This window comes from Enterobacter cloacae complex sp. IR53041 (genome assembly GCF_049238285.1).
Lineage (GTDB): Bacteria > Pseudomonadota > Gammaproteobacteria > Enterobacterales > Enterobacteriaceae > Enterobacter > Enterobacter roggenkampii.
Genome location: NZ_JBMKHB010000012.1, coordinates 89,315 through 112,133, shown reverse-complemented (window position 1 = coordinate 112,133; position 22,819 = coordinate 89,315). Strand labels below are relative to the sequence as shown.

The window sequence follows — 22,819 nt, the reverse complement described above, 5'->3', positions numbered from 1 at the left end:
AAAACGACTCCTTTATTGTTAAAATCAGTTTGTCTGCTTCAATGCTGCGAGAAGATAAAACGTTTTATCAAAGTTTAGTGCGCGCTAAATCACATTCTCAGGCTTTGACTGGTAGTATAAAGATAACGTATTGATAAAACGTTTTACCGATCTCATTTTTCAGGGAGTCACGCCAACACATGGCTGTAGCGAAAAAAGTCACCATCAACGATGTCGCGCTGGCGGCGGGGGTTTCCGTCAGTACCGTTTCTCTGGTACTGAGCGGAAAAGGACGCATCTCTCCCGCGACCGGTCAGCGGGTGAACGAGGCGGTTGAGCAGTTGGGCTTTGTGCGAAACCGTCAGGCGTCGGCGCTGCGCGGCGGGCAAAGCGGGGTGATTGGCCTGATTGTCCGTGACCTGACGTCACCGTTCTATGCGGAGTTAACCGCCGGCTTAACCGAAGCGCTTGAAGCGCAGGGGCGGATGGTCTTTCTGCTGCACGGCGGGCGCGAGGCCGATCAGCTGCTTTCCCGGCTCGATATGCTGCTGAACCAGGGGGTGGACGGGGTGATTGTCGCCGGGGCATCGGGCGTGGGCAGTGAACTGTGCGAGCGCGCCGCCGAAAAAGGCGTGCCGCTGGTGTTTGCCTCGCGCGCCAGCTACCTCGACGAAGCCGATACGCTGCGCCCGGATAACATGCAGGCGGCGCAAATGCTGACCGAGCATCTTATTCGTCGCGGCCATCAGCGCATTGCCTGGCTGGGCGGCAAAAGCTCGTCCCTGACCCGCGCCGAACGGGTCGGCGGCTACTGCGCGACGCTGATTAAATACGGCCTGCCGTTCCACAGCGAGTGGGTTGTTGAGTGTGAGTCCAGCCAGAAGATGGCGGCGGAAGCGATAGGCGCGCTGCTGCGAAGCAGTCCGACCATCAGCGCCGTCATTTGCTATAACGATGTGATCGCCATGGGCGCCTGGTTTGGCCTGATCCGCGCCGGGCGTCAGAGCGGCGAAGGGGGCGTTGAAACCTTCTTCGGCCACCAGGTGGCGCTGGGGGCGTTCGCCGACGTCGGTGAAAACGCGCTCGACGATCTGCCGATCGTCTGGGCCACGACCCCAGCGCGGGAGATGGGCTACACCCTGGCGGACAGGATCATGCAGCGCATCGACAATACGGACGTTCAGGCCGGGCACCAGATTGTGGCGGCGCGGTTAGTGACGGTGAAATAATATCGCCCGGCGGCGCTGCGCTTGCACGGGCCTACAACGGCCTGGAATCGTAGGCCGGGTAAGCGTCAGCGCCACCCGGCAATAAAAAACCCCTCATGCGAGGGGTTTTGACGTTTACTGCTGTGGTGCCGCCGGTTCGGCTGGCGCAGCCGGTTCAGCCGGTTCCGGCATCCCCAGAGCAGGCATGCCAAACATGCCGACAAAATCCTCCAGCGGCATTTTGTCGCCGTTGAGCGTGACCTGGCCGTTGGCGTACTGCAGGCTGGTGGAAATCGTGTTGTTGTCGACCTTCGTGATGCGGAACATCTGGCCCATGGCCGCCAGGCCTTTCACCTGCTGGTTCGCCAGCTTGCCGGCATCTTCATCGCCGTAGCCTTCCAGCTTCGCAATCTGGGTCATAAACTCGGTCGCCATATCCATCGGGATGGTCAGCTTGCTGTCGAGCGACTTCACGCTGCGATCCACTTCCTGCGCCAGCGTCTGCGGTTCACCTGTGGCGGTGGCCGGATCTTTCAGGAACAGCGACAGGTTAAAGCTGGTTTCGCCTTTGCTGTTTTTCCAGCTCAGCGGCGCAACGGTGACCACCGGCTCGCCTTTCAGCAGGATCGGCAGGTTGTTGAACAGCACCGCCATCGCCTGCTGCTGGTACACTTCCGGGTTCTGCTGCAGCGCGGCGTCGGTCAGCAGCGCCTGGCTCTCTTTGCTGTATTTCTGGCTAAATTCGTGCCACGCCTGGCCGTCGATGTTGCCGATCTTCAGCGACAGTTTGCCGGTGCCCAGATCCTGATTCTGCACTTTCAGGCTCTTCAGCGTGTAATCCAGCTGGGTATTGATGCTCTTACCGTCTTTGGACACGTCGGATTTGCCGTTGACGTCCATGCCTTCCAGCACGGCCATCTCTTTGCCTTCAACCGCAATGGCGACTTTATCGAGAGACAGTTTCTGATCGCCGATACGCTCTTTAAAATCGGTCATGCGGCTGTTGCCGTCGGCCTTCAGGTTGTTGAAGGTGAGCTGAACTTTTTGATTGTATTCGTTCATTGCGTTGACCAGGCCACTTTCCGCTTCACCCGTCAGGGAGAACACGTTCCCGTCGCGGTCCGCGTCAAGTTTGAAGTGACCACCGCTAAAGGCGACTTTCTCATTCTCTTTCTCGTAGTTCAGCGCTTTCAGCGCGATATCGGAACTGGTGTCACCGGCATAGCTGATGCGGGTGTCGATTTCGAAAGGTGAGGTATTTTTTGCGAGGTCGAACAGCGGTTTGGTGACGTCGTTATTCACCAGGACCGTGTGAACGGACGCCATTGACGGGATCAGGTTAAACGACTTTAGCTGCGCCAGCGGGAATGGACCGTGGCTGACCACTTCATCCAGCACCACGCTCTGACCCGGTTTCAGCCAGCCGTTTTCCGTACCGGCAACCGGCTTCACCACAACCTGCATACGGCTGGTAAACACGCCGCGCTCATAATTCTGGTAGCTCAGCTCAAGGCCCGCTTCCGGCGCGCTGCGCTTAATCTCTCCGTTAGCCTGCGCCACCATCTCAGCCAGGCGTCCTTCCAGCTGTTTCCCGGTAAACCAGGAGGCACCCGTCCAGACCACGCCTAACGCTACAATCACTCCTACCGCTACGACCGATTTTTTCATTGCGACTATCCCTAAAATGAAACCAGGCGGTAAAAACCGCCTGGAGATATTAAGCCTGCAACTAGCTTAGCAAGAGTTGTTAAAAAATTCAGTAAGTGCTTAAAGCTTATTGAAAACGCGCGCCAGTCGACCGGTGCCGCTTACGCTAACCGGAGACTCATTGGCTGCAACGAATGCTGATTCACCGGGCTTAAGTACCAGATGCTGTTCGCCTTTGTGCAGCGTCGCTTCGCCTTCCACGCAGAACAGGATCGCCGCACTTTCCTGTGCGATGGTCGTTTCTGTCTGGCTCAGGTCGTGCAGGGAGAAAGCAAAATCCTCAACCGGAATCGGGAAGTCCAGCTCTGCGCCGTTTTTCACCGGCTGAGTCAGCAGCTCCGCGGCAGGTTTCGCCACGAACTTGACGTTGGCAACCAGCTCGGGGATGTCGATGTATTTCGGCGTCAGGCCCGCGCGCAGCACGTTGTCAGAGTTGGCCATCACCTCCAGCGCCACGCCCTGCAGGTAGGCGTGCGGGGTTTCCGCGAACAAGAACATTGCTTCACCCGGATTCAGCTTCACCACGTTCAGCAGCAGAGGGGAGAACAGGCCGCTGTCGTCCGGGTAGAATTCGGAAATCAGACGGATGGTCTCCCACGGTTCACCCTGCTGGCTGTCCAGAGCGGCTTTCAGTACCGCCAGCGCGTGGGACTTCTCTTCACCCTGCATGTTCAGCAGGCTGGCAAACAGCTGGCTAAGCGCGTCGGCGTTCGGGTTTTCAAGGAAATGCGCGATAGCGTTATTGGCACCCGCGACCGGCTGCAGCAAGGAGATAATCTCTGAAAATTCGCGGAACGCGTTCATCGCCAGGAACGGCGTCAGCGCGAACACCAGCTCCGGCTTGTGGTTAGGATCTTTGTAGTTACGCTCGGCGGCGTCTAACGGAATACCCGCCGCGTTCTCTTTCGCAAAGCCGATTTCAGACGCTTGCTTGTTCGGATGAACCTGGATGGAGAGCGGCTGGTCAGCGCACAGCACTTTAAACAGGAACGGCAGTTCGCCAAAGCGCTTAGCCACCTTGTCGCCCAGCAGCGCGGCTTTATCGGCGTCAATTACGTCACGCAGGCTGCGTGCCTGGCCGCTGGCGTCTTCAATTTTTGAGCTGCTCTTCGGGTGCGCCCCCATCCACAGTTCTGCCATCGGCAGGTTGTTTGGGTTCGCGATACCGTAGAGATCCGTTAACGCAGTTTTACTTCCCCAGGCGTAGTTTTGCACTGAGTTAATGAGTTTTTGCATTATCAAGCCCTGATTCAAATGTGGAATAAACTCCGGGTATTAAAGCAATAAACCACATGGAAGTAACCTGTGGATGTAAAAAGTCGTACTAGTCTCAGTTTTTGTTAAAAAATTGTGTAGGATAAGCTGACTCGCTTTTAAGCCGGGCAGCGGAACATCTGCCCTGAATAAACAGACCGAAGCAGTAAGTGAGAGACCAATGTCGAATAAACCCTTCCATTATCAGGATCCTTTCCCCCTCAGTAAGGATCAGACCGAGTATTACCTGTTAACCCGCGATCACGTCTCCGTCTCTGAGTTTGAAGGACAAGAGATCCTCAAGGTGGATCCGCAGGCGCTGACGCTGCTGGCGCAGCATGCTTTCCACGACGCCTCGTTTATGCTCCGTCCTGCGCACCAGCAGCAGGTGGCCGATATTCTGAGCGACCCGGAAGCCAGCGAAAACGACAAGTACGTTGCCCTGCAGTTCCTGCGTAACTCCGATATCGCGGCGAAAGGCATTCTGCCTACCTGCCAGGATACCGGTACGGCGATCATCGTCGGTAAAAAAGGCCAGCGCGTCTGGACCGGCGGCGGCGATGAAGCGGCGCTGGCGCACGGCGTATATAACACCTACACCGAAGACAACCTGCGCTATTCGCAAAACGCGGCGCTGGACATGTACAAAGAGGTCAACACCGGTACCAACCTGCCTGCACAGATTGACCTCTACAGCGTCGACGGGGATGAGTACAAATTCCTCTGCATCGCCAAAGGCGGCGGTTCGGCCAACAAAACCTATCTCTATCAGGAGACCAAAGCGCTGCTCACCCCGGGCAAGCTGAAGAACTACCTGGTTGAGAAGATGCGCACCCTCGGCACCGCGGCGTGCCCGCCGTACCATATCGCGTTTGTGATTGGCGGTACCTCGGCGGAAAGCACGTTGAAAACCGTGAAGCTGGCCTCAACCAAATACTACGACGGCCTGCCAACCGAAGGTAACGAGCACGGTCAGGCGTTCCGCGACGTGCAGCTTGAACAGGAGCTGCTGGAAGAGGCGCGTAATCTGGGGCTCGGGGCGCAGTTTGGCGGTAAGTACTTCGCCCACGACGTGCGCGTGATCCGTCTTCCGCGCCACGGTGCCTCCTGTCCGGTCGGGATGGGCGTCTCCTGCTCTGCGGATCGCAACATCAAAGCGAAGATCAACCGCGAAGGCGTGTGGATCGAAAAGCTGGAAAGCAACCCGGGTAAATACATTCCGGAAGCGCTGCGTAAAGCGGGCGAGGGGGAAGCGGTTCGCGTTGACCTGAACCGTCCGATGAAAGAGATTCTGGCGCAGCTGTCTCAGTATCCGGTTTCGACCCGTCTCTCACTCAACGGCACGATTATCGTGGGCCGCGACATCGCGCACGCGAAGCTGAAAGAGCGTCTGGACAACGGCGAAGGGCTGCCGCAGTACATTAAAGATCACCCGATCTACTACGCGGGCCCGGCGAAAACGCCTGAAGGCTATGCCTCCGGCTCGTTAGGCCCAACAACGGCAGGGCGTATGGACTCGTACGTTGATCAGCTGCAGGCCAACGGCGGCAGCATGATCATGCTCGCTAAGGGCAACCGCAGCCAGCAGGTGACGGACGCGTGCCACAAGCACGGCGGCTTCTACCTCGGCAGCATCGGCGGCCCGGCTGCGGTTCTGGCGCAGGGCAGCATCAAGAGCCTGGAGTGCGTGGAATACCCGGAGCTGGGTATGGAAGCGATCTGGAAAATTGAAGTGGAAGACTTCCCGGCGTTTATCCTCGTGGATGATAAAGGCAACGACTTCTTCAAGCAGATCCAGTCGTCCCAGTGTTCGGCGTGCGTGAAGTAAATTGAAAAAACCGGGTGGCGCAGCCGCCACCCGACATCAAAAAGAGCGCACAAAGCGCCATACCGTTTCTCAGAAGTCATCAATACTTATCCCTTAAGCATGTGAGCAATCCCTCTTTTGTTATCAAGGAGAAAGTAATGACCACGGTACGCCATGAGAAAGACTCGATGGGCGCCATCGACGTCCCGGCCGACAAGCTATGGGGCGCGCAAACCCAGCGTTCGCTGGAGCACTTCCGTATTTCGACCGAAAAAATGCCCGTCTCGCTGATTCAGGCGCTGGCGCTGACTAAACGCGCCGCCGCGAAAGTGAACCAGGATTTGGGCCTGCTGGACGCCGACAAAGCCACCGCCATTATCAACGCCGCAGACGAAGTGCTGGCGGGCAAGCATCCTGACGAATTTCCCCTCGCTATCTGGCAGACCGGTTCCGGCACCCAAAGCAACATGAACATGAACGAAGTGCTGGCGAACCGGGCGAGCGAGCTGCTGGGCGGCGTGCGCGGCATGGAACGTAAGGTCCACCCGAACGATGACGTCAACAAAAGCCAGAGCTCTAACGACGTCTTCCCGACGGCGATGCACGTGGCGGCGGTAATCGCCATTCGCGAGCAGCTTATCCCCCAGCTTAACGTCCTGAAGTCTACGCTCAACGAGAAGGCGCAGGCCTTCCGCGACATCGTCAAGATTGGCCGTACGCACCTGCAGGACGCCACGCCTTTGACGCTCGGCCAGGAGATTTCCGGCTGGGTGGCGATGCTGGAACACAACCTGAAGCATATCGAGAACAGCCTGCCGCACCTGGCGGAGCTGGCGCTCGGCGGGACGGCGGTCGGTACCGGGTTAAACACCCATCCAGAATACGCGGTGCGCGTGGCGGAGGAGCTTGCTGCCATCACCGGACAGCCGTTCGTCACGGCGCCCAACAAGTTCGAAGCGCTGGCGACCTGCGATGCGCTGGTCCACACCCACGGCGCGCTGAAGGGGCTGGCGGCCTCGCTGATGAAAATTGCTAACGACGTGCGCTGGCTGGCATCAGGCCCGCGCTGCGGCATCGGTGAAATCAGCATCCCGGAAAACGAGCCGGGCAGCTCCATCATGCCGGGTAAAGTTAACCCGACCCAGTGCGAAGCCATGACCATGCTCTGCTGCCAGGTGATGGGCAACGACGTGGCCGTCAACATGGGCGGTGCGTCCGGCAACTTCGAGCTGAACGTCTATCGCCCGATGGTGATCCACAACGTGCTGCAATCTGTTCGTCTGCTGGCGGACGGGATGGAGAGCTTTAACGAACACTGTGCGGTGGGGATTGAGCCAAACCGCGAGCGCATCAGCCAGCTGCTCAATGAATCTCTGATGCTGGTCACCGCGCTCAATACCCATATTGGCTACGACAAGGCCGCCGAGATCGCCAAAAAAGCGCATAAAGAGGGGCTGACGCTGAAAGCCTCCGCCCTGGCGCTGGGCTATCTGACGGAGGCGGAGTTTGATGCCTGGGTACGCCCCGAGGCGATGGTCGGCAGTCTGAAATAATCAACTCGCCACGTACAGGTGCAGTCGCGGAATAATCAGCTGAAGCGGCTGCGCCTGAGGTCGGTAACGGTGCTGGACATTTTCAGCATCGTAATTCAGCAACTCACCAATATCCGGCACGATAGCCCCCTGATCGGCATCATAAAGCGCAATCAGCGGCGTCGGACAGGCGTACTGCACCTGTTTTTGCTGACCGGAGTACCAGACGCGGGCAATAGGCTGAACCTTCACCGGGCGCTTAATTTTAAGGCGCGTATCAGCCGGCAGCGAGGCGATGCTGTGGTACTCCTGCTCCAGGCGCTCGATCCACTGCTCACGCGACCACGGCGCGACGGTGCGCGGCGTCTTCAGGCTCTTTTCCAGCTGCGCCAGAATTTCATCCCGGGTGAAGTTTTTAATGATGTGCTTATTCGCCCAGCCGAAGCGCAGCGTGGCGGGATGGCGCAGAACCGTCAGCGTGCGATAGGCATTCAGGGTAATTAACCCCGGAAGCTGACGGTGCACCCACTCAAACCGGGCGGCGGGGGCCAGGCCCGACTCTTCGGTAACGATTTTCTCAAATGCCGCTTTCAGACTGTTGATATGGGCAATCTGGCTTTCCAGCGCCTCGCGCTCTACTGCATCGGTTTGCAGACAGATCACGCCCGGCAGCCGCACGGCCGCCTTGCTGCTGCGCTGTTCAGACTGCTGCTGGATAAAAAGATGGCGATAGTGTTTCATCGCCAGCTCCAGTGCGGCCTTGCCGATGTGCTGCTTCACGTCGATGGTGTCCAGCGGATCGTGCTCGGCCCCTTTGGCCACCTCGGGCAGGGTAAAGACGCGCGCGGCCAGCAGCCGGCAGGTCTGCAAACGTTCTGTCAGGGTCAGCAGCTCGTGTTCTATTTCCCGAAACGTGCTGTTCAGCCGTTCGATAAGATCGTAGGTCGCCATAAGCACTCTCATTAGTTACAACATACTTATCATATAGCACAGCACGCCGGGTCAGGCCAGCGTGCGGTTGAAGTCAGGCAGGGACGGGAAGGGCGATGTTATGGTACACCGGCCAGCTAAAGCAGAAGCGCGCGCCGCCGAGCTCGCTCTCTTCGCAATGCACCGTGCCGCCCATCGCCTGCGCGATAGAGTGGACGATTGCCAGCCCCAGACCGCATCCGCCGGTGGCGCGATCGCGGCTGGGATCGAGGCGGACAAACGGTTCAAACACGGTTTCGCGTGCCTCCGGCGCAATCCCCGGCCCGTCATCCTCTACCGTCAGGCGGGCCTGATTGCCCTGCAGATCCAGCCCAATCTGCAGCGTACTTTCGCTGTAGCGCATGGCGTTGTTCATCAGGTTGTCCAGCACGCGCTCCATCAGGCGCATATCGAGCGCGCCGTAGTCACCCGGCGTGACGCGCGTTAACAGCGTGCGCTGCGGGTTCACGCTCTGAACGTCGTCAATGTGGGTTTGTAGCCAGGCGGGCAGATCGGGCGTGCTGAGGTTTAGCTCGTTTTGCGGGCGATCGAGGCGCGCGTAGGTCAGCAGCTCCTCAATCAGCGCTTCAAGCTGGCCAATGTCGCGGTTAAGCGCCTGAGACTCCGCTTCCGTCAGGTTCTCGCTCATTTCCAGACGATAGCGCAGGCGAACCAGCGGCGTGCGCAGCTCGTGCGCAATTCCGTCGATCAGCTGTTTCTTGCTGGCGATAAGGGCATTGATGTTATCGGCCATCTGGTTAAAGGCCACCCCCAGACGTTCAAAGCTGGAACCGCTGTCGAAGTGAATACGCTCTGTAAAATGCCCCTCGCCAAAACGCTGCGCGGCGGATTCGAGTTTCAGCATGTCCTGCCAGTGCGGGCGCATCCAGATAAAAACCGGAAACGCGAGTGAAATGGCGATAAAGGCCATCAGCGCCATGTCCAGCAGGTGCATCTGATGCAGATAATAGAGATAGGGCACCGGCCCGACGGCCAGCACGTAATGGCTGCGCGGAATACGCTGGATAAAAGTGTATTTCTCATCCAGCGCGACGATGTCCCCGTCGCGCAGACGCTGCATGGCGGGCGGGTCCAGATCGAAATCTTTCAACGGCTCAATGCGTAAATCGAATGACAGATTGAGATCCAGCTCTTTCAGGGTTTTCGCCCAGTCGTGTGGCGGGATCTCTCTCAGCTCGCTGCGCATCAGATAGAGCGAGCTTTTCATCAGGTCATCCAGAGACTGCCTGCCCGCGCGTTCGGCGGTAAATTTATAGACCAGGCCGACCAGCATGGTCATCACCAGGAAGCAGACAAACAGTAAAAGATAAAACTGCACAAACAGCTTTTTCATTGGATCTCACCGCAAAAACGCTATGTGCAGAATATACATGAAAACCCTTCGAGTTTTTCACGTCTGTCGAGCGTGTTAGATGGCTTTCGCGCTGTTTTTTACCTTGGCGATGAGTTTTTCCGTCATGGCCAGGCCTTCTGCAATGTGCGTATCAATCACATCCGTTCCGTATTCGCTGATGAGATCCAGCAGTATTTCGTAAGACTGGATGAGTTCCAGCAGGTCAAAGAGCGCTTTTTGATCGGTGCGAGAGGGGGAGGCGTGGTTCAGGGTTGCCTGATTAACAATCCACTCAAGATTGGTTTTTATCGCTTCTACCTGACCGTAGCTATACATAATTCATGAGCTTAAATCCTCATTTCAAGATTTATTGGAGAGATGTCGTGAAAGCTTCACGGCGAAAATGAGTAAAACAATCGCAAGAGCGGGGCGAGCTGAAGAAAGGAGAGTCGAGAAGGTAATTATGGAATAGTTTGCGTGCTTAGCAAGTTAATTGTTGCGCAAACGTAAAAATAAACGCGCGAAAGAAGGGCATTCTCGCGTAATGCCTTTATTTCGCGCAGGTTATCCTGTCCGGCGATCAGGTTTCCCACGCATGTGGGGCAAACAGATAGCCCTTGTTACGCACGGTTTTAATGCGGTAGGGCTCGGTGGCGTTATCCTGCAGTTTTTTGCGCAGACGCGAAATCGCCACGTCCACGCTGCGGTCCATTCCGTCATAGCTTACGCCACGCAGGTTTTTCAGCAGCGCGTCACGATCCATGATCTGCCCGGCATGCGTTGCCAGCTCCCACAGCAGGTCAAAATCTGCGGTGGAAAGGGCGATAAGCTCGCCAGAGAGCAGCACCTGACGGTTAATCGGATCAATAGACAGCGTACCGAAGCGCATCGCTTTGTGCGGCGTCAGAGACGGCGCCGGTGCTTCGCGTTCGATGCTGGCGTGCTGGCGTAAATGGAGGCGCAGGCGAGCGAGCAGGACGGCTGGCGGTGTGGTTTTCAGAATGTAATCATTGGCACCCATCTCCAGCGACAAAATATGGTTCATATCGCTGTCCAGTGAGGTGAGCAGGACGATAGGGCCCTCCCACCGGGCGCGCAGGTCGCGGCAGAGCGTCATGCCGTCTTTGCCCGGCAACATGATATCCAGCAGCACCAGATCCGGGTTTTCACGGACGACCACCTCTTCGGCACGATCGCCACGAGGTTCAACAATGACGTCCATATCATGTTTACCCAGATAGGCGGCGATCAGCTGCCCGACTTCGGGTTCGTCTTCAACATAAACAATCTTATTCATACAGCGTCTGTTTTCGTGAAAAAAGCCAACATACACCGCGAAACCTTAACCTTCCATTAATCTTTCAAAATTAACGCCGGTTCCGTTATTCTGGCCCATAGGGTGAGTTGATTATTATAAGGAAAACGATGGCTCTGGTGATCAAAGCCGCGCTGGGTGCGCTGGTGGTGTTGCTGATTGGCATTCTGGCAAAAACGAAAAACTACTATATTGCCGGGCTGATCCCTCTCTTCCCGACCTTTGCACTCATTGCCCACTATATTGTGGCGTCCGAACGCGGCACGGAAGCGTTACGCACGACCATCGTGTTTGGCATGTGGTCAATCATCCCGTATTTTCTCTATCTGCTTTCGCTGTGGTATTTCACCGGTTTTCTGCGTCTTCCCCTGGCGCTGGGCGGGGCGGTGGTCTGCTGGGGGCTCAGCGCCTGGGTGTTAATTTTCTTCTGGAGCCGCTTTCACTAGCGCAGCGGTCGGCCGCCGTCCACGGCAAAGGTTCTGCCGGTGACGTAGCAACTGGTGAGCAGGTAATCCACGAGGTCGATGACCTCTTTCTCGCCTGGGGCAATTTTCATCAGCGATTTATTCAGCGCCTGCTGGCGATACTCCGCATCATCGTTTTCGTTGAATAAGATCATTGCCGGGGCGATGGCGTTCACCTTCACCTCGGGGGCGAGCTTGCGGGCAAACGAGCGGGTCATGTTATCCAGCGCGGCTTTACTGGCCGCATAGGCAATGTGCTTGTCGCTGCCGCGCTCCACCACATAATCCGTGAAGTGAATGATGTCGCCCGCAGCATGCCCGTGGCCGCGGAGCAGATCCTGCAGAGCGTGGTTAAGCAGATAAGGGGCATTGACGTGGATCTGCAGCATGGCGGAGAGCGTTTCGCTGAGTGACGTACCCGGCTTTTCGGCCTGCCATGCGCTGGCGTTATGGAGCACGGCGCGCAGACCCGTTGTGGTGGATTTCACCTTTTCCGCAAAGGCCAGAATGCCTTCATCGGTTGAAAAATCAGCCTGAATGCAAACCGCCCCGGCTTTGCGCAGCCCTTCAATCGACGGGTATTCCGTGCGGTAGCTGACAATGACCGGATGGCGAAGGTTGAGAAAATGATGGGCGAGGGCGAGGCCGATACGGCGGCCTCCGCCGGTGATCAGTATGGGGCGAAGCGGTGCATTTCCCATCGTATTCTCCTTTACAGTTCAACAATGGGAAAGGCGATGCTATCCCACTAACATCCAGGTTGCCGGCACGGCAGCAACCAGTAACAGTCCAATTAAGGCCATCTCACGGCGTTTCAGCGCGTTCTCCAGCTGATGCGTGCGGCGGGCGTAGATGAACACCAGCAGACCCGGTGCGTACAGCACCACCGACAGCAGCAGATGCATAGGTCCGGAAGCATACAACAACCACAGGCCGTAAATACAGGCTCCGACACCCACGACATAATGCGCCGGGCGTGTGGCAATTTTTAACAGATACGCACCCACTAAGAAATAGGGTACCAGAATCATCTCCGAGGCGATGGTCAGCAGCGTGTTATAGTCTGAACCTGTGAGCCAGATCAGCACCAGACAGATCTGAACGCTGATGTTGGTCAGCCAGAGTGAGGCAGACGGCGCGCTGTTTTGGTTTTGACGCGCAAACAGGCGTGGAAACGCCTTGTGCGTCGCGGCCAGGAAAGGCACTTCAGCCGCCATGATGGTCCAGCTCAGGTAGGCTCCGCAGACGGAGATGATAAGGCCAGCGGCAATCACCACATCGCCCCAGGGGCCGAGCATTTTCACCATCAGGCCCGCCATTGACGGGTTACGCATTTCAGCCAGCTCAGGACGCGCCACCACGCCCAGCGACAGCAGCGTCACCAGCAGATAGACCCCGAGCGCAGCCAGTACCGCCAGCAGCGTGGCGCGGCCCACATCGCGTTTATTTCGGGCCCGGGCGGAAACCACAACCGCGCCTTCAACACCGATGAACACCCACAGGGTAATCAGCATCGTGTTTTTCACCTGCTCCCAGACGGGGACGCCCAGCGCAACGCCGCTGAAATCGAGCGTGAACACGTCCATACGGAATGCAATGAAGGCCAGAACGATAAACAGGCCGAGCGGAACCAGTTTCGCGAGCGTCGCCACCAGGTTAATGCTGGCGGCCGTTTGTACGCCACGCAGCACCAGCCAGTGGACGAACCACAGTAACACCGAGGCGCCCACAATAGACTGCCAGGTATTCCCGTCGCCAAACAGGCGCAGCTCAGGCGTATCGGTAAAGAAACTGAGGGCCGAGAAAACGATCACCAGATAGGAGACGTTGGCGATCACCGCACACAGCCAGTATCCCCAGGCCGAACAGAAGCCAATCAGCTCGCCGAAGCCTTCACGGGCATAGGTGAAAATGCCGCCGTCCAGATCCGGGCGAATGCGCGTCAGCAGCAGCATGGCGAAGGCCAGCAGCAATATTCCGACACCCGTAATGCCCCAGCCAATGATGAGGGCAGACGGGCTGGCGACGGCCGCCATATTTTGCGGCAAACTGAATACGCCCGCACCCAGCATTGAGCTTAAAACGAGTGCAGTCAGAGCACTCAGGCCAAGTTTCTTTTCCATTGGCTTCCTGTTATGAAAGGTCAAAATCCAGAATAATTATTTCGCTCAGGCGCATAAAAATGGTGGATCACACTAAGGCGCGGGATTTTACGGAGTGTAACGAAAGCATGCAATGACGTGTGGCAGAAATTCAAAAAAAGTAACAAAAAAGGCGGCATTGCGCCGCCTTTTTTAAACGATTTTGTTACTTGTACAGATCGGCGCTGATGGTCACGTTGTTACCACGTTCCTGCCACTGGCGGGTGATGTGGTAGAACTTCGCCCCTTTCTTCGCCGCACGCTTCGCGACCTGGTAAGAGACTTCCGTCATGTTGCCGTAGTTGCCGGTAAATTTGATGCTGTCGAACGGCACCATCTGCGCGGCAGTGGCGTTGTTCAGCTCTTCAACTTTGGTACCGTCTGGCAGCGTAACCGAATAACGGCCACCTTTCGTGGACTGCGTTTCAAAGAAACGGCCCACTTCAGCGCTTGGCGTAGCCGTCGTTGCGACGCCTGGGATTTCCACTTTCTTCGCTTCTTCGCCGCCTTTCGCTATCGCCGCGCGACCGGCTTCTGAGTTTGCCGGAATCGCATCCGGGCTCTGCAGAACGCGTTTCTTCGCATCTTCTTTATAGATGAACGCGGTAATACGCTGGTTGCCGCCCTGGTTAGCATCGACCTGACGCACGATGTAGAAAGAGTAGGCCCCTTTCTCTTTCGCGGCTTTGGTGATGGCATCGTTCACTTCAGGCTGGCTGCGGTAAAAGCCCTGAACGGTGACGGTGTCGTACGGTTCCAGCGCAATTGCCTGATCTTTCGGCAGTTCAACAACACCGTTAATCACGCGGTTTTTCGGTGCGTCAGCTTTTGGCGCGTTGTCCTTATACAGCGCAATGGTCACGCGCTGGTTACCGCTGTTGCCGTTATCAGACTGGTCAACAACATAAAACGAGGCTGCCCCGTTTTTATCAGCGGCCTTTGATGCAGCGGCGACGGCGTCGCCAATAGAATTATAACGACCCACAATGACCTTATGGTCAAAAGGTTTTAACGCTGCCGCTTGCTCCGGCGTTAACTCTGTTGCGGCATTCGCAGACAGGGCGGTCGCGGAGAGAAGTGCGGACGCCAGGAGTGTGTTCTTAAGCTTCATAAAAATGATCCTTCGCCTTGCGCAAACCATGTACTGGTATTGTTGTTAATTTGAGACGGTCCCGATTATGGCATTTAAAACCCGTCGCTGTCTGCGCCATTTTTCACTGCCTGTGCTCACTGAATCACCTTATTCGATAACATTTAGTGATATGTTGAAAAAACACGCGTTTGACAAGTGAAACTGATAAAGCTTATGACTTTTACAAGTTAATTTAATGTTAATAAGTTGTTCTCTTATGGCGCTATATCATGTTTTTACCGCTTCGCTTGCGCGAATTATCGGTTCTGGCGATGAATTTAAGGTAAATATCACTGTCAGTGACGCCGATCGCTTATTTTTCACAGATAAAGTAAGAAATAGTGTTTTCTGGCGGTAGATCACGGCCGCTATTTTCAGTAGGTTATAGACAGTTTGTTACTGTTTTATTTTCCGGGGTGAATTGTGTCTCATTGCTTGCGTGATGGCGAAAAATGATACAAACCGCGGGCACTTATCGTTAAACCATCATCAAAAACCGATGGAAGGGAAAACTATGCGTATTGGGGTACCAAAAGAACGGTTAGCCAATGAAACCCGCGTAGCGGCAACACCGAAAACGGTGGAGCAACTGCTTAAGCTGGGTTTTACCGTCGCAGTTGAAAGCGGCGCGGGCAAACTGGCGAGTTTCGATGACGAGGCCTTTATTCAGACTGGCGCGGAAGTGGTGGACAGTGCCGACGTGTGGCAGTCGCCGGTTATTCTGAAGGTCAACGCACCGGAAGAGAGTGAGATTGCGCTGCTGAATCCGGGCACCACGCTGGTGAGCTTTATCTGGCCTGCGCAAAATCCTGAGCTGATGGAAAAACTGGCCGCGCGCGGCGTCACCGTGATGGCGATGGACTCCGTGCCGCGTATTTCACGCGCCCAGTCGCTGGACGCCTTAAGTTCGATGGCAAACATTGCGGGCTACCGCGCCATCGTTGAAGCGGCCCACGAATTTGGTCGCTTCTTTACCGGTCAGATCACCGCGGCGGGTAAAGTCCCTCCGGCGAAGGTGATGGTGATTGGCGCGGGCGTGGCGGGACTTGCAGCCATCGGTGCGGCAAACAGCCTGGGCGCTATCGTTCGCGCGTTTGATACTCGTCCTGAGGTGAAAGAACAGGTCCAGAGTATGGGGGCCGAATTCCTTGAGCTGGACTTCAAGGAAGAAGCGGGCAGCGGTGATGGTTATGCGAAGGTGATGTCCGAAGCCTTTATCAAAGCCGAAATGGAACTCTTCGCCGCGCAGGCGAAAGATGTCGACATCATTGTGACCACCGCGCTTATCCCGGGTAAACCGGCGCCGAAGCTGATTACCCGTGAGATGGTGGATTCCATGAAGCCGGGTAGCGTGATTGTCGACCTGGCCGCGCAAAACGGCGGCAACTGCGAATATACCGTAGCGAATCAGGTGACCACGACCGCAAACGGCGTGAAGGTGATCGGCTATACCGATCTGCCGGGTCGCCTGCCGACGCAATCGTCTCAGCTGTACGGCACCAACCTCGTCAACCTGCTGAAGCTGCTTTGCAAAGAGAAAGACGGCAACATCACCGTCGATTTTGACGACGTGGTGGTGCGCGGTGTGACCGTGGTGCGTGAAGGTGAAATTACCTGGCCTGCGCCACCGATTCAGGTTTCGGCCCAGCCTCAGGCAGCGCCTAAAGCGGCACCTGAACCAAAAGAACCTGCCAAACCGGCTTCCCCGTGGCGCAAATACGCGATCATGGCACTGGTGATTATTCTGTTCGGCTGGCTGGCTGACGTCGCGCCGAAAGAGTTCCTCGGCCACTTTACCGTCTTCGCGCTCTCCTGCGTCGTGGGCTACTACGTGGTGTGGAACGTCTCCCATGCGCTGCATACGCCGCTGATGTCGGTGACCAACGCCATCTCCGGGATCATCGTGGTGGGGGCGTTACTGCAGATTGGCCACGGCGGCTGGATCAGCTTCCTGAGCTTTATCGCGGTGCTGATCGCCAGTATCAATATTTTCGGTGGTTTCACCGTGACTCAGCGCATGCTGAAAATGTTTCGTAAAGGCTAAGGGGTAGCATATGTCTGGAGGATTAGTGACAGCCGCATACATTGTTGCTGCAATCCTGTTTATTTTCAGTCTGGCGGGGCTTTCCAAACACGAAACGTCTCAGCAGGGGAATAACTTTGGTATCGCCGGGATGGCGATTGCGCTGATTGCCACCATCTTCGGGCCGGACACCGGCAACGTGGCGTGGATCTTGGTGGCGATGATCATCGGCGGTGCGATTGGTATTCGCCTGGCGAAACGCGTTGAAATGACCGAGATGCCGGAGCTGGTGGCGATTCTGCACAGCTTTGTGGGTCTGGCTGCAGTGCTGGTGGGCTTCAACAGCTACCTGTACCACACGCCAGGTCTGGAACCGATTCTGGTGAATATTCACCTGACGGAAGTGTTCCTCGGTATCTTCATCGGTGCGGTCACCTTCACCGGTTCCATTGTCGCGTTCGGCAAGCTGCGCGGGAAGATCTCCTCTAAGCCGCTGATGCTGCCAAACCGTCATAAGCTGAACCTGGCTGCGCTGGTGGTGTCGTTTGTGCTGCTGGTGGTCTTCGTGCGTACCGAAAGCGTCGGTCTGCAGGTGCTGGCGTTGCTGGTGATGACTATCATCGCGCTGGCCTTCGGCTGGCATCTGGTGGCGTCCATCGGTGGTGCGGATATGCCGGTGGTGGTCTCCATGCTGAACTCCTACTCCGGTTGGGCGGCGGCGGCGGCGGGCTTTATGCTGAGCAACGACCTGCTGATCGTCACCGGTGCGCTGGTGGGTTCTTCCGGTGCGATCCTGTCTTACATCATGTGTAAGGCGATGAACCGCTCGTTTATCAGCGTCATCGCCGGTGGCTTTGGTTCTGACGGCTCGTCTACCGGCTCCGATGAGGAAGTGGGTGAGCACCGTGAGATCAGCGCGGAAGATACCGCCGAGATGCTGAAAAACTCGCACTCGGTCATTATCACCCCGGGCTACGGCATGGCGGTGGCACAGGCGCAGTATCCGGTCGCGGAAATCACCGAGAAGCTGCGCGCGCGCGGCATCAAGGTGCGTTTTGGTATTCACCCGGTGGCGGGGCGTCTGCCAGGCCACATGAACGTGCTGCTGGCGGAAGCGAAAGTGCCTTACGACATCGTGCTGGAGATGGACGAGATCAACGATGATTTCGCCGACACCGACACCGTGCTGGTCATTGGGGCTAACGACACCGTTAACCCGGCGGCGCAGGACGATCCGCGTAGCCCAATCGCCGGGATGCCGGTTCTGGAAGTGTGGAAGGCGCAGAACGTGATCGTCTTTAAGCGCTCAATGAATACCGGCTATGCCGGGGTGCAGAACCCGCTGTTCTTCAAAGAGAACACCCACATGCTGTTTGGCGATGCCAAAGCCAGCGTGGATGCGATTCTGAAAGCGCTCTGACAGGGTAAAGCCCGGTGGCGCAAGCTTACCGGGTCTACCAAACCCGTAGGCCGGGTAAGGCGTAGCCGCCACCCGGCAAAAAAAACCGCCGGTTCGCCGACGGTTTTTTTTCATCTTGCGGGTCAATCGTCTTCCGGATCGTCCAGCTCAACCGGCGTCTGGTACTCATCCGGCTTGATAACCAGCAGGTCGCAGCGCAGATGGTCGATCACCTGCTCGGCGGTGTTGCCGAGGAAGGCGGCAGAAATACCGGTACGTCCAATGGTACCCAGTACGACAATCCCCGCCTGCAGGTGTTCAGCCAGGTCCGGGATCACCTCTTCAGGCAGCCCTTTTTCCACGTGGGTCATCTTCTCATCGATGCTGAATTTCTGGCGCAGCGCTTTCATGGCCAGCAGGTGCTGACCGCGGATGGCGTCGTTATACACGCTCGGGTCAAATTCCGGCAGCTCAATGGCGATGTTAATCGGGGTAACCGGATAGGCACCTACCAGATGCACTTCGGTGTGGTTGACCTGGTCGGCAAGCTGGAGGGTCTCCTTCACCAGCTTCTCGTTCAGCGAGTTATGGTAATCCTCTTCGCTGGCGAGGTTTACCGCCACAACGGCTTTCCCGCCTTCAGGCCACGGCTGGTCTTTCACCATCCAGACCGGACAAGGGCATTTACGCAGCAGGTGCCAGTCGGTCGGGGTGAAGATCACGGATTCCAGCTTGTCGTGCTGGTGCGCCATCTTCAGCAGCAGATCGTGCCCACCGGCAACGACTTCCTGAATGATGGCTTCGAAAGGTCGGTTGTGCCAGACCACTTTGATATCAATGGGCACGCCCGCTTCCAGGTAATACTTCGCCTGTTCGCGGATCCACGCGGTACGCTGGCTGATGACGCCCTGACGCATAGCGGTGCGCTCGTCAGGCGACAGAAGGGTGGTCATCTCATACGAGAAGTCATAGATCGGCAAAAACGCTTTGATTTTGCCACCAATCCGTTGATGCAAATACACAGCACGTCGTAATGCCGGCTGATCGTCCTGATTCGGATCGATTGCTACCAGCATGTTTTGATACTTGGCCATACAGGTCTCCTTACTACTGTCACCACAGTCTGTAATTAAAAGAGTAACCTATATATCCTGAATGAAACAGAGGAGAGCTTTTGCCAGATCAATAATTCATGAAAATTTATCAGAGGAAAAGCACCGTGGTCGTTACCGCGATAAACGCAATAAACAGCAGCACCATCACCGCTATCGCAAAGGTCGTGGAATCCTGAACGTAGGTTTTTTCCTCCCCCTTCATTGGGCCGACAAGCATGATCCAGATGAAGATAAAGGTCACTGAGGCAATCACGACTGAAACGAAAAACAAACTTTCTCTCAATTCATAACCTCAACGAGACCCTTTTGGGTGCTGTGTGGGGACGTGCTACGGTGAAAAGGGCAGATAAAAGACGGGGTGACAGGCCAGACCCATAAATCAGGAAAATTTATCGGTCTGGCAGTATACGTATGGCGTTTACGCCACGTTGCGGGCGTGCCCGGCAAGAACGGCCAGCGCTTCACCGTTTTCGATAGTGATGTATTTACCCTTAACGGCCAGCATCCCGCTTTTCTGGAAACGACCCAGCAGACGGCTGATGGTTTCCACGGTCAGACCCAGGTAGTTACCGATATCGCCACGCGTCATGGTCAGACGGAATTCACGCGGCGAGAAGCCACGCTCGGCGAAGCGGCGGGAGAGGTTGTAGATAAACGCGGCCAGGCGCTCTTCTGCATTCTTTTTAGAAAGCAGCAGAATCATGTCCTGATCGCCTTTGATCTCACCGCTCATCAGACGCATCATCTGCTGACGCAGGTTAGGCATCTTGCCGGACAGATCGTCCAGGGTTTCAAACGGAATTTCGCAAACCATCGAGGTTTCGAGTGCCTGAGCAAAGCTCGGGTGGTGGCCCGTACCGATGGCATCAAAGCCTACCAGGTCACCCGCCAGATGGAAGCCGGTGATCTGCTCATCGCCCTGTTCGGTGATGGTGTAGCTCTTGATGGTGCCAGAACGGATAGCATAGAGCGATTTCAGTTCGTCTCCCGCTTTAAACAGCGTCTGCCCTTTCTGAATAGGCTTTTTACGCTCGATAATATTATCAAGCTGATCGAGTTCATGCTCATTCAGGGTAAACGGGATACAGAGCTGGCTGATGCTGCAATCCTGGCAATGGATAGCACAACCGCCAGACTGAATGCGTCGTATAATTCGCTTTTCCGGGATCATAGGTTTGCTCAAGCCTTAATTGATATTGGTCAATTTTAACATCTTTTTGGTAAGTACGTAAGCCTGACAAACCCTCAATAAGGACAAGAGACGGCAATGTGTCGCCATCTTCTTGAAATTCCACAGCTTGATTATGGATTTTTAGCCTAACCGGAAGAAAATTAAGCACAAAAAGCCTGGGAACTAGAGTAAGAGATACCCTTCGTGACGCAGCAACCACTCTTTTCGCTGCACGCCACCGGCATAGCCGGTCAGGGTGCCGTTGCGGCCAATAACGCGATGGCAGGGCACCACGATGCTGACCGGATTAGAGCCGTTCGCGGCACCTACGGCGCGTGCGGCCCCAGCGCGACCTAACTGCTCCGCGAGCTGGCCGTAATGCATCACCTGCCCGCAGGGAATGGCCCGCAGCGCCTGCCACACTTCGCGCTGAAAAGGGGTGCCCGCCGTGGCGGTGGGCAGTGTGTCGATGATGCTGAGATCGCCTTCGAAGTACGCTGCAAGCTTGTCGCTCAGTCCACCCGGATTGGTGGCGCGGATACGTTCATACCCCTGGGCGCGATAGTGAATCGCAAGCAGTTCTTCCATGCGGTCGCTGTGCTCTTCCCACTCAACGGCGCGCAGGCAAAACTGCTCGTCCGCGATCACCCACAGCGGCCCAAGCGGCGTCGCAATCTTGTCTTCGAGTAATCTCAGCATCCTCATTCCCTTAGTTCAGCCTCGGGTAGATCCCCGGCCCAATCGGCAGGCCGACAAGATACCACGCCACCAGCATCACCAGCCATACCCCTAAAAAGATAAGCGGGTAGGGTAAAACCAGAGAATAGTAGGTACCCAGTTTGGCCTCGGGTTTATAGCGCTGCAGGAAGCCTAAAAACAGCGGAACAAACGGCGAAACCGGCGCCAGCGGGATAACCGAAGAGTCCGCGATGCGGAACAGGATCTGCGCGAAAGCCGGGTGGAACCCCAGCATCATAAACATCGGCACGAAGATCGGGGCCAGAATCGACCAGATGGCGGAGCCGCTCGCGATAAACATGCACAGCAGGGATGACAGCAGCGCCAGACCGACAAACGCCGGTACGCCGCTTAGCCCGGCAGCCTCCAGCGCGTCGGTGAGGCCCACGGCCATAAACTTGCCCATGTTGCTCCAGTTAAACATCGCCACAAACTGCGCCAGCGGGAACACCATCACGATAAAGCCCGCCATCTCCTTCATCGGCTCGATCATCAGCTGCGGCAGATCGCCCTGACGGCGGATTTTGCCGGTGGCGATACCGTAGGCGAGCGAAACAATGAAGAAGAAGAGGATAATCAGCGGCACGATGCCCTGAATAAACGGCGAGGGCAGGACCGTATGTTTAACCGGATCGCGCAATATGCCGTTTTCCGGTACCACCATCAGCGCCACCGCGGCAATAAACGCCAGCGAGACAATCCCCGCCACGCGCAGGCCGAAGCGCTGCTCTTTGCTCAGGGTTTCCAGCTTTTCATCACTGCGGCCTTCCCATTTACCCAGCCGCGGTTCGACGATCTTATCGGTAATCAGCCCGCCGACAATCGTCAGGACAATGACCGAGCTTGCCATAAAGTACCAGTTGTCGATCACGCTGACGTGCATGGCCGCATCAATGGTTTTCGCCGCCTCCGTACTGATGCCCGAGAGCAGCACGTCGGTGGTGACGATCAGCAGGTTAGCGGTAAAACCGCAGCCCACCCCCGCAATCGCGGACAGCAGGCCCGCCACGGGATGGCGCCCGACGGCGAGGAAGATCAGCGCCCCCATCGGCGGCATGATCACCAGCGCGGCGTCGGAGGAGATATGGCTGAAGAAGGCGATAAACAGCACCATGTAGCTCGCGTAGCGCGCGCTGACGTGAGAAGCCATCTTCACCATCAATGCGGGCAACAGGCCCACGCGTTCGGCCAGCCCGGCGCCCAGCACCAGCGCCAGAATGGCGCCGAGCGGGGCGAAGCCGCTGAAGTTTTTAATCACGTTGGGTAAAAACCAGTGCAGCCCTTCAATGCTCAGCAGATTTTTCACCGCCACCAGGCTGCCGTCGGCCGGGCTGCGCACGCTGACGTCAAAGGCGGAGAGCACGGCGGTGGCGACCATCAAAATCACAATCAGATAGATAAAAAGCAGGAAAGGGTGCGGCACTTTATTGCCGATCCTTTCAACCCAGCCATAGAGCTTACCGGATGGGGAATGCGAAGGTATGGATGACATACTCATGGGCGTTCCTCGG

At 56.5% G+C, this 22,819-nt stretch carries 20 protein-coding genes; 6 read left to right on the top strand and 14 right to left on the bottom strand.

Features of this window, described 5'->3' with window-relative positions:
- Positions 1-179: 179 nt before the first annotated feature.
- Positions 180-1,208 (top strand): Mal regulon transcriptional regulator MalI, encoded by a 1,029-nt coding sequence (locus ACOTXF_RS11060; protein ID WP_021241148.1) that lies wholly within the window; start codon positions 180-182, stop codon positions 1,206-1,208.
- A 114-nt stretch (positions 1,209-1,322) separates the two neighbouring features.
- Here the strand turns inward: ACOTXF_RS11060 and ACOTXF_RS11055 are convergent, their stop codons facing one another.
- Together ACOTXF_RS11055 and manA are read right to left on the bottom strand one after the other, a co-directional pair.
- Positions 1,323-2,855 carry a YdgA family protein gene (locus tag ACOTXF_RS11055; RefSeq protein ID WP_047747002.1) on the bottom strand — a complete coding sequence of 511 codons (1,533 nt, stop codon included), beginning with the start codon at positions 2,853-2,855 and terminating at the stop codon, positions 1,323-1,325.
- Positions 2,856-2,954: 99 nt separating this feature from the next.
- Entirely contained in the window at positions 2,955-4,130 is a 1,176-nt protein-coding gene (manA, locus tag ACOTXF_RS11050; RefSeq protein ID WP_232927118.1) for a mannose-6-phosphate isomerase, read from the bottom strand.
- A 199-nt stretch (positions 4,131-4,329) separates the two neighbouring features.
- On the opposite strand from manA, the gene fumA reads away from it, so the two are divergent.
- Both fumA and fumC read left to right on the top strand, forming a co-directional pair.
- Positions 4,330-5,976, top strand: coding sequence for a class I fumarate hydratase FumA (gene fumA, locus ACOTXF_RS11045; RefSeq protein WP_047747008.1), 1,647 nt, complete (start codon positions 4,330-4,332; stop codon positions 5,974-5,976).
- A 137-nt stretch (positions 5,977-6,113) separates the two neighbouring features.
- A complete protein-coding gene (gene fumC, locus ACOTXF_RS11040) occupies positions 6,114-7,508 on the top strand; it encodes a class II fumarate hydratase (RefSeq protein ID WP_028012931.1) in 1,395 nt (464 codons plus the stop codon).
- Here fumC and tus read toward each other — a convergent pair whose 3' ends face one another.
- The 4 genes from tus to rstA form a co-directional block, all read right to left on the bottom strand.
- The gene (gene tus, locus ACOTXF_RS11035; protein WP_048963178.1) at positions 7,509-8,438 is read right to left on the bottom strand and encodes a DNA replication terminus site-binding protein; all 930 of its coding nucleotides are present in this window, start codon (positions 8,436-8,438) and stop codon (positions 7,509-7,511) included. It abuts the gene before it with no gap.
- Between the two features lie 73 nt (positions 8,439-8,511).
- On the bottom strand, positions 8,512-9,810 hold the full coding sequence (gene rstB, locus ACOTXF_RS11030; protein ID WP_047747014.1) for a two-component system sensor histidine kinase RstB: 1,299 nt from the start codon (positions 9,808-9,810) through the stop codon (positions 8,512-8,514).
- 75 nt (positions 9,811-9,885) lie between these two features.
- A complete protein-coding gene (locus ACOTXF_RS11025; RefSeq protein WP_047747016.1) occupies positions 9,886-10,146 on the bottom strand; it encodes a hypothetical protein in 261 nt (86 codons plus the stop codon).
- 244 nt (positions 10,147-10,390) lie between these two features.
- Positions 10,391-11,107, bottom strand: a complete 717-nt coding sequence (gene rstA, locus ACOTXF_RS11020) for a two-component system response regulator RstA (RefSeq protein ID WP_021241154.1) — start codon at positions 11,105-11,107, stop codon at positions 10,391-10,393.
- A 128-nt stretch (positions 11,108-11,235) separates the two neighbouring features.
- Between rstA and ACOTXF_RS11015 the strand changes: the two genes are divergently transcribed.
- On the top strand, positions 11,236-11,571 hold the full coding sequence (locus ACOTXF_RS11015; protein ID WP_021241155.1) for a GlpM family protein: 336 nt from the start codon (positions 11,236-11,238) through the stop codon (positions 11,569-11,571).
- On the opposite strand, the gene folM is transcribed toward ACOTXF_RS11015, so the two are convergent.
- From folM to ydgH, 3 genes are all read right to left on the bottom strand, one after another.
- Positions 11,568-12,290 carry a dihydromonapterin reductase gene (gene folM, locus ACOTXF_RS11010; RefSeq protein ID WP_008500548.1) on the bottom strand — a complete coding sequence of 241 codons (723 nt, stop codon included), beginning with the start codon at positions 12,288-12,290 and terminating at the stop codon, positions 11,568-11,570. The genes ACOTXF_RS11015 and folM overlap by 4 nt on opposite strands.
- Before the next feature lie 39 nt (positions 12,291-12,329).
- Positions 12,330-13,712, bottom strand: a complete 1,383-nt coding sequence (locus ACOTXF_RS11005) for an amino acid permease (RefSeq protein ID WP_023292612.1) — start codon at positions 13,710-13,712, stop codon at positions 12,330-12,332.
- Between the two features lie 184 nt (positions 13,713-13,896).
- On the bottom strand, positions 13,897-14,841 hold the full coding sequence (ydgH, locus tag ACOTXF_RS11000; protein ID WP_008500545.1) for a DUF1471 family protein YdgH: 945 nt from the start codon (positions 14,839-14,841) through the stop codon (positions 13,897-13,899).
- Between the two features lie 535 nt (positions 14,842-15,376).
- Between ydgH and pntA the strand changes: the two genes are divergently transcribed.
- The gene (pntA, locus tag ACOTXF_RS10995; RefSeq protein ID WP_047747020.1) at positions 15,377-16,906 is read left to right on the top strand and encodes a Re/Si-specific NAD(P)(+) transhydrogenase subunit alpha; all 1,530 of its coding nucleotides are present in this window, start codon (positions 15,377-15,379) and stop codon (positions 16,904-16,906) included.
- A 10-nt stretch (positions 16,907-16,916) separates the two neighbouring features.
- Complete coding sequence (gene pntB, locus ACOTXF_RS10990) at positions 16,917-18,305, top strand: Re/Si-specific NAD(P)(+) transhydrogenase subunit beta (protein ID WP_021241158.1); 1,389 nt, start codon at positions 16,917-16,919, stop codon at positions 18,303-18,305.
- A gap of 122 nt (positions 18,306-18,427) precedes the next feature.
- Here the strand turns inward: pntB and uspE are convergent, their stop codons facing one another.
- The 5 genes from uspE to abgT all read right to left on the bottom strand — a co-directional run bounded on the left by uspE (position 18,428) and on the right by abgT (position 22,806).
- On the bottom strand, positions 18,428-19,378 hold the full coding sequence (uspE, locus tag ACOTXF_RS10985; protein ID WP_008500542.1) for a universal stress protein UspE: 951 nt from the start codon (positions 19,376-19,378) through the stop codon (positions 18,428-18,430).
- A 109-nt stretch (positions 19,379-19,487) separates the two neighbouring features.
- Positions 19,488-19,670, bottom strand: coding sequence for a hypothetical protein (locus ACOTXF_RS10980; protein ID WP_014883604.1), 183 nt, complete (start codon positions 19,668-19,670; stop codon positions 19,488-19,490).
- Positions 19,671-19,817: 147 nt separating this feature from the next.
- Positions 19,818-20,570, bottom strand: a complete 753-nt coding sequence (fnr, locus tag ACOTXF_RS10975) for a fumarate/nitrate reduction transcriptional regulator Fnr (RefSeq protein ID WP_006174991.1) — start codon at positions 20,568-20,570, stop codon at positions 19,818-19,820.
- A 183-nt stretch (positions 20,571-20,753) separates the two neighbouring features.
- Entirely contained in the window at positions 20,754-21,269 is a 516-nt protein-coding gene (gene ogt, locus ACOTXF_RS10970) for a methylated-DNA--[protein]-cysteine S-methyltransferase (protein ID WP_021241159.1), read from the bottom strand.
- Between the two features lie 10 nt (positions 21,270-21,279).
- Positions 21,280-22,806: a p-aminobenzoyl-glutamate transporter gene (gene abgT / locus ACOTXF_RS10965; protein ID WP_023292609.1), complete on the bottom strand. Its 1,527-nt coding sequence runs from the start codon at positions 22,804-22,806 to the stop codon at positions 21,280-21,282.
- Between the last annotated feature and the right edge of the window lie 13 nt (positions 22,807-22,819).

Coding starts and splice junctions, on each gene's coding strand:
- ACOTXF_RS11060 (WP_021241148.1), top strand. CDS start 180: ATGGCTGTAGCGAAAAAAGTCACCATCAACGATGTCGCGCTGGCGGCG.
- ACOTXF_RS11055 (WP_047747002.1), bottom strand. CDS start 2,855: ATGAAAAAATCGGTCGTAGCGGTAGGAGTGATTGTAGCGTTAGGCGTG.
- manA (WP_232927118.1), bottom strand. CDS start 4,130: ATGCAAAAACTCATTAACTCAGTGCAAAACTACGCCTGGGGAAGTAAA.
- fumA (WP_047747008.1), top strand. CDS start 4,330: ATGTCGAATAAACCCTTCCATTATCAGGATCCTTTCCCCCTCAGTAAG.
- fumC (WP_028012931.1), top strand. CDS start 6,114: ATGACCACGGTACGCCATGAGAAAGACTCGATGGGCGCCATCGACGTC.
- tus (WP_048963178.1), bottom strand. CDS start 8,438: ATGGCGACCTACGATCTTATCGAACGGCTGAACAGCACGTTTCGGGAA.
- rstB (WP_047747014.1), bottom strand. CDS start 9,810: ATGAAAAAGCTGTTTGTGCAGTTTTATCTTTTACTGTTTGTCTGCTTC.
- ACOTXF_RS11025 (WP_047747016.1), bottom strand. CDS start 10,146: ATGTATAGCTACGGTCAGGTAGAAGCGATAAAAACCAATCTTGAGTGG.
- rstA (WP_021241154.1), bottom strand. CDS start 11,107: ATGAATAAGATTGTTTATGTTGAAGACGAACCCGAAGTCGGGCAGCTG.
- ACOTXF_RS11015 (WP_021241155.1), top strand. CDS start 11,236: ATGGCTCTGGTGATCAAAGCCGCGCTGGGTGCGCTGGTGGTGTTGCTG.
- folM (WP_008500548.1), bottom strand. CDS start 12,290: ATGGGAAATGCACCGCTTCGCCCCATACTGATCACCGGCGGAGGCCGC.
- ACOTXF_RS11005 (WP_023292612.1), bottom strand. CDS start 13,712: ATGGAAAAGAAACTTGGCCTGAGTGCTCTGACTGCACTCGTTTTAAGC.
- ydgH (WP_008500545.1), bottom strand. CDS start 14,841: ATGAAGCTTAAGAACACACTCCTGGCGTCCGCACTTCTCTCCGCGACC.
- pntA (WP_047747020.1), top strand. CDS start 15,377: ATGCGTATTGGGGTACCAAAAGAACGGTTAGCCAATGAAACCCGCGTA.
- pntB (WP_021241158.1), top strand. CDS start 16,917: ATGTCTGGAGGATTAGTGACAGCCGCATACATTGTTGCTGCAATCCTG.
- uspE (WP_008500542.1), bottom strand. CDS start 19,378: ATGGCCAAGTATCAAAACATGCTGGTAGCAATCGATCCGAATCAGGAC.
- fnr (WP_006174991.1), bottom strand. CDS start 20,570: ATGATCCCGGAAAAGCGAATTATACGACGCATTCAGTCTGGCGGTTGT.
- ogt (WP_021241159.1), bottom strand. CDS start 21,269: ATGCTGAGATTACTCGAAGACAAGATTGCGACGCCGCTTGGGCCGCTG.
- abgT (WP_023292609.1), bottom strand. CDS start 22,806: ATGAGTATGTCATCCATACCTTCGCATTCCCCATCCGGTAAGCTCTAT.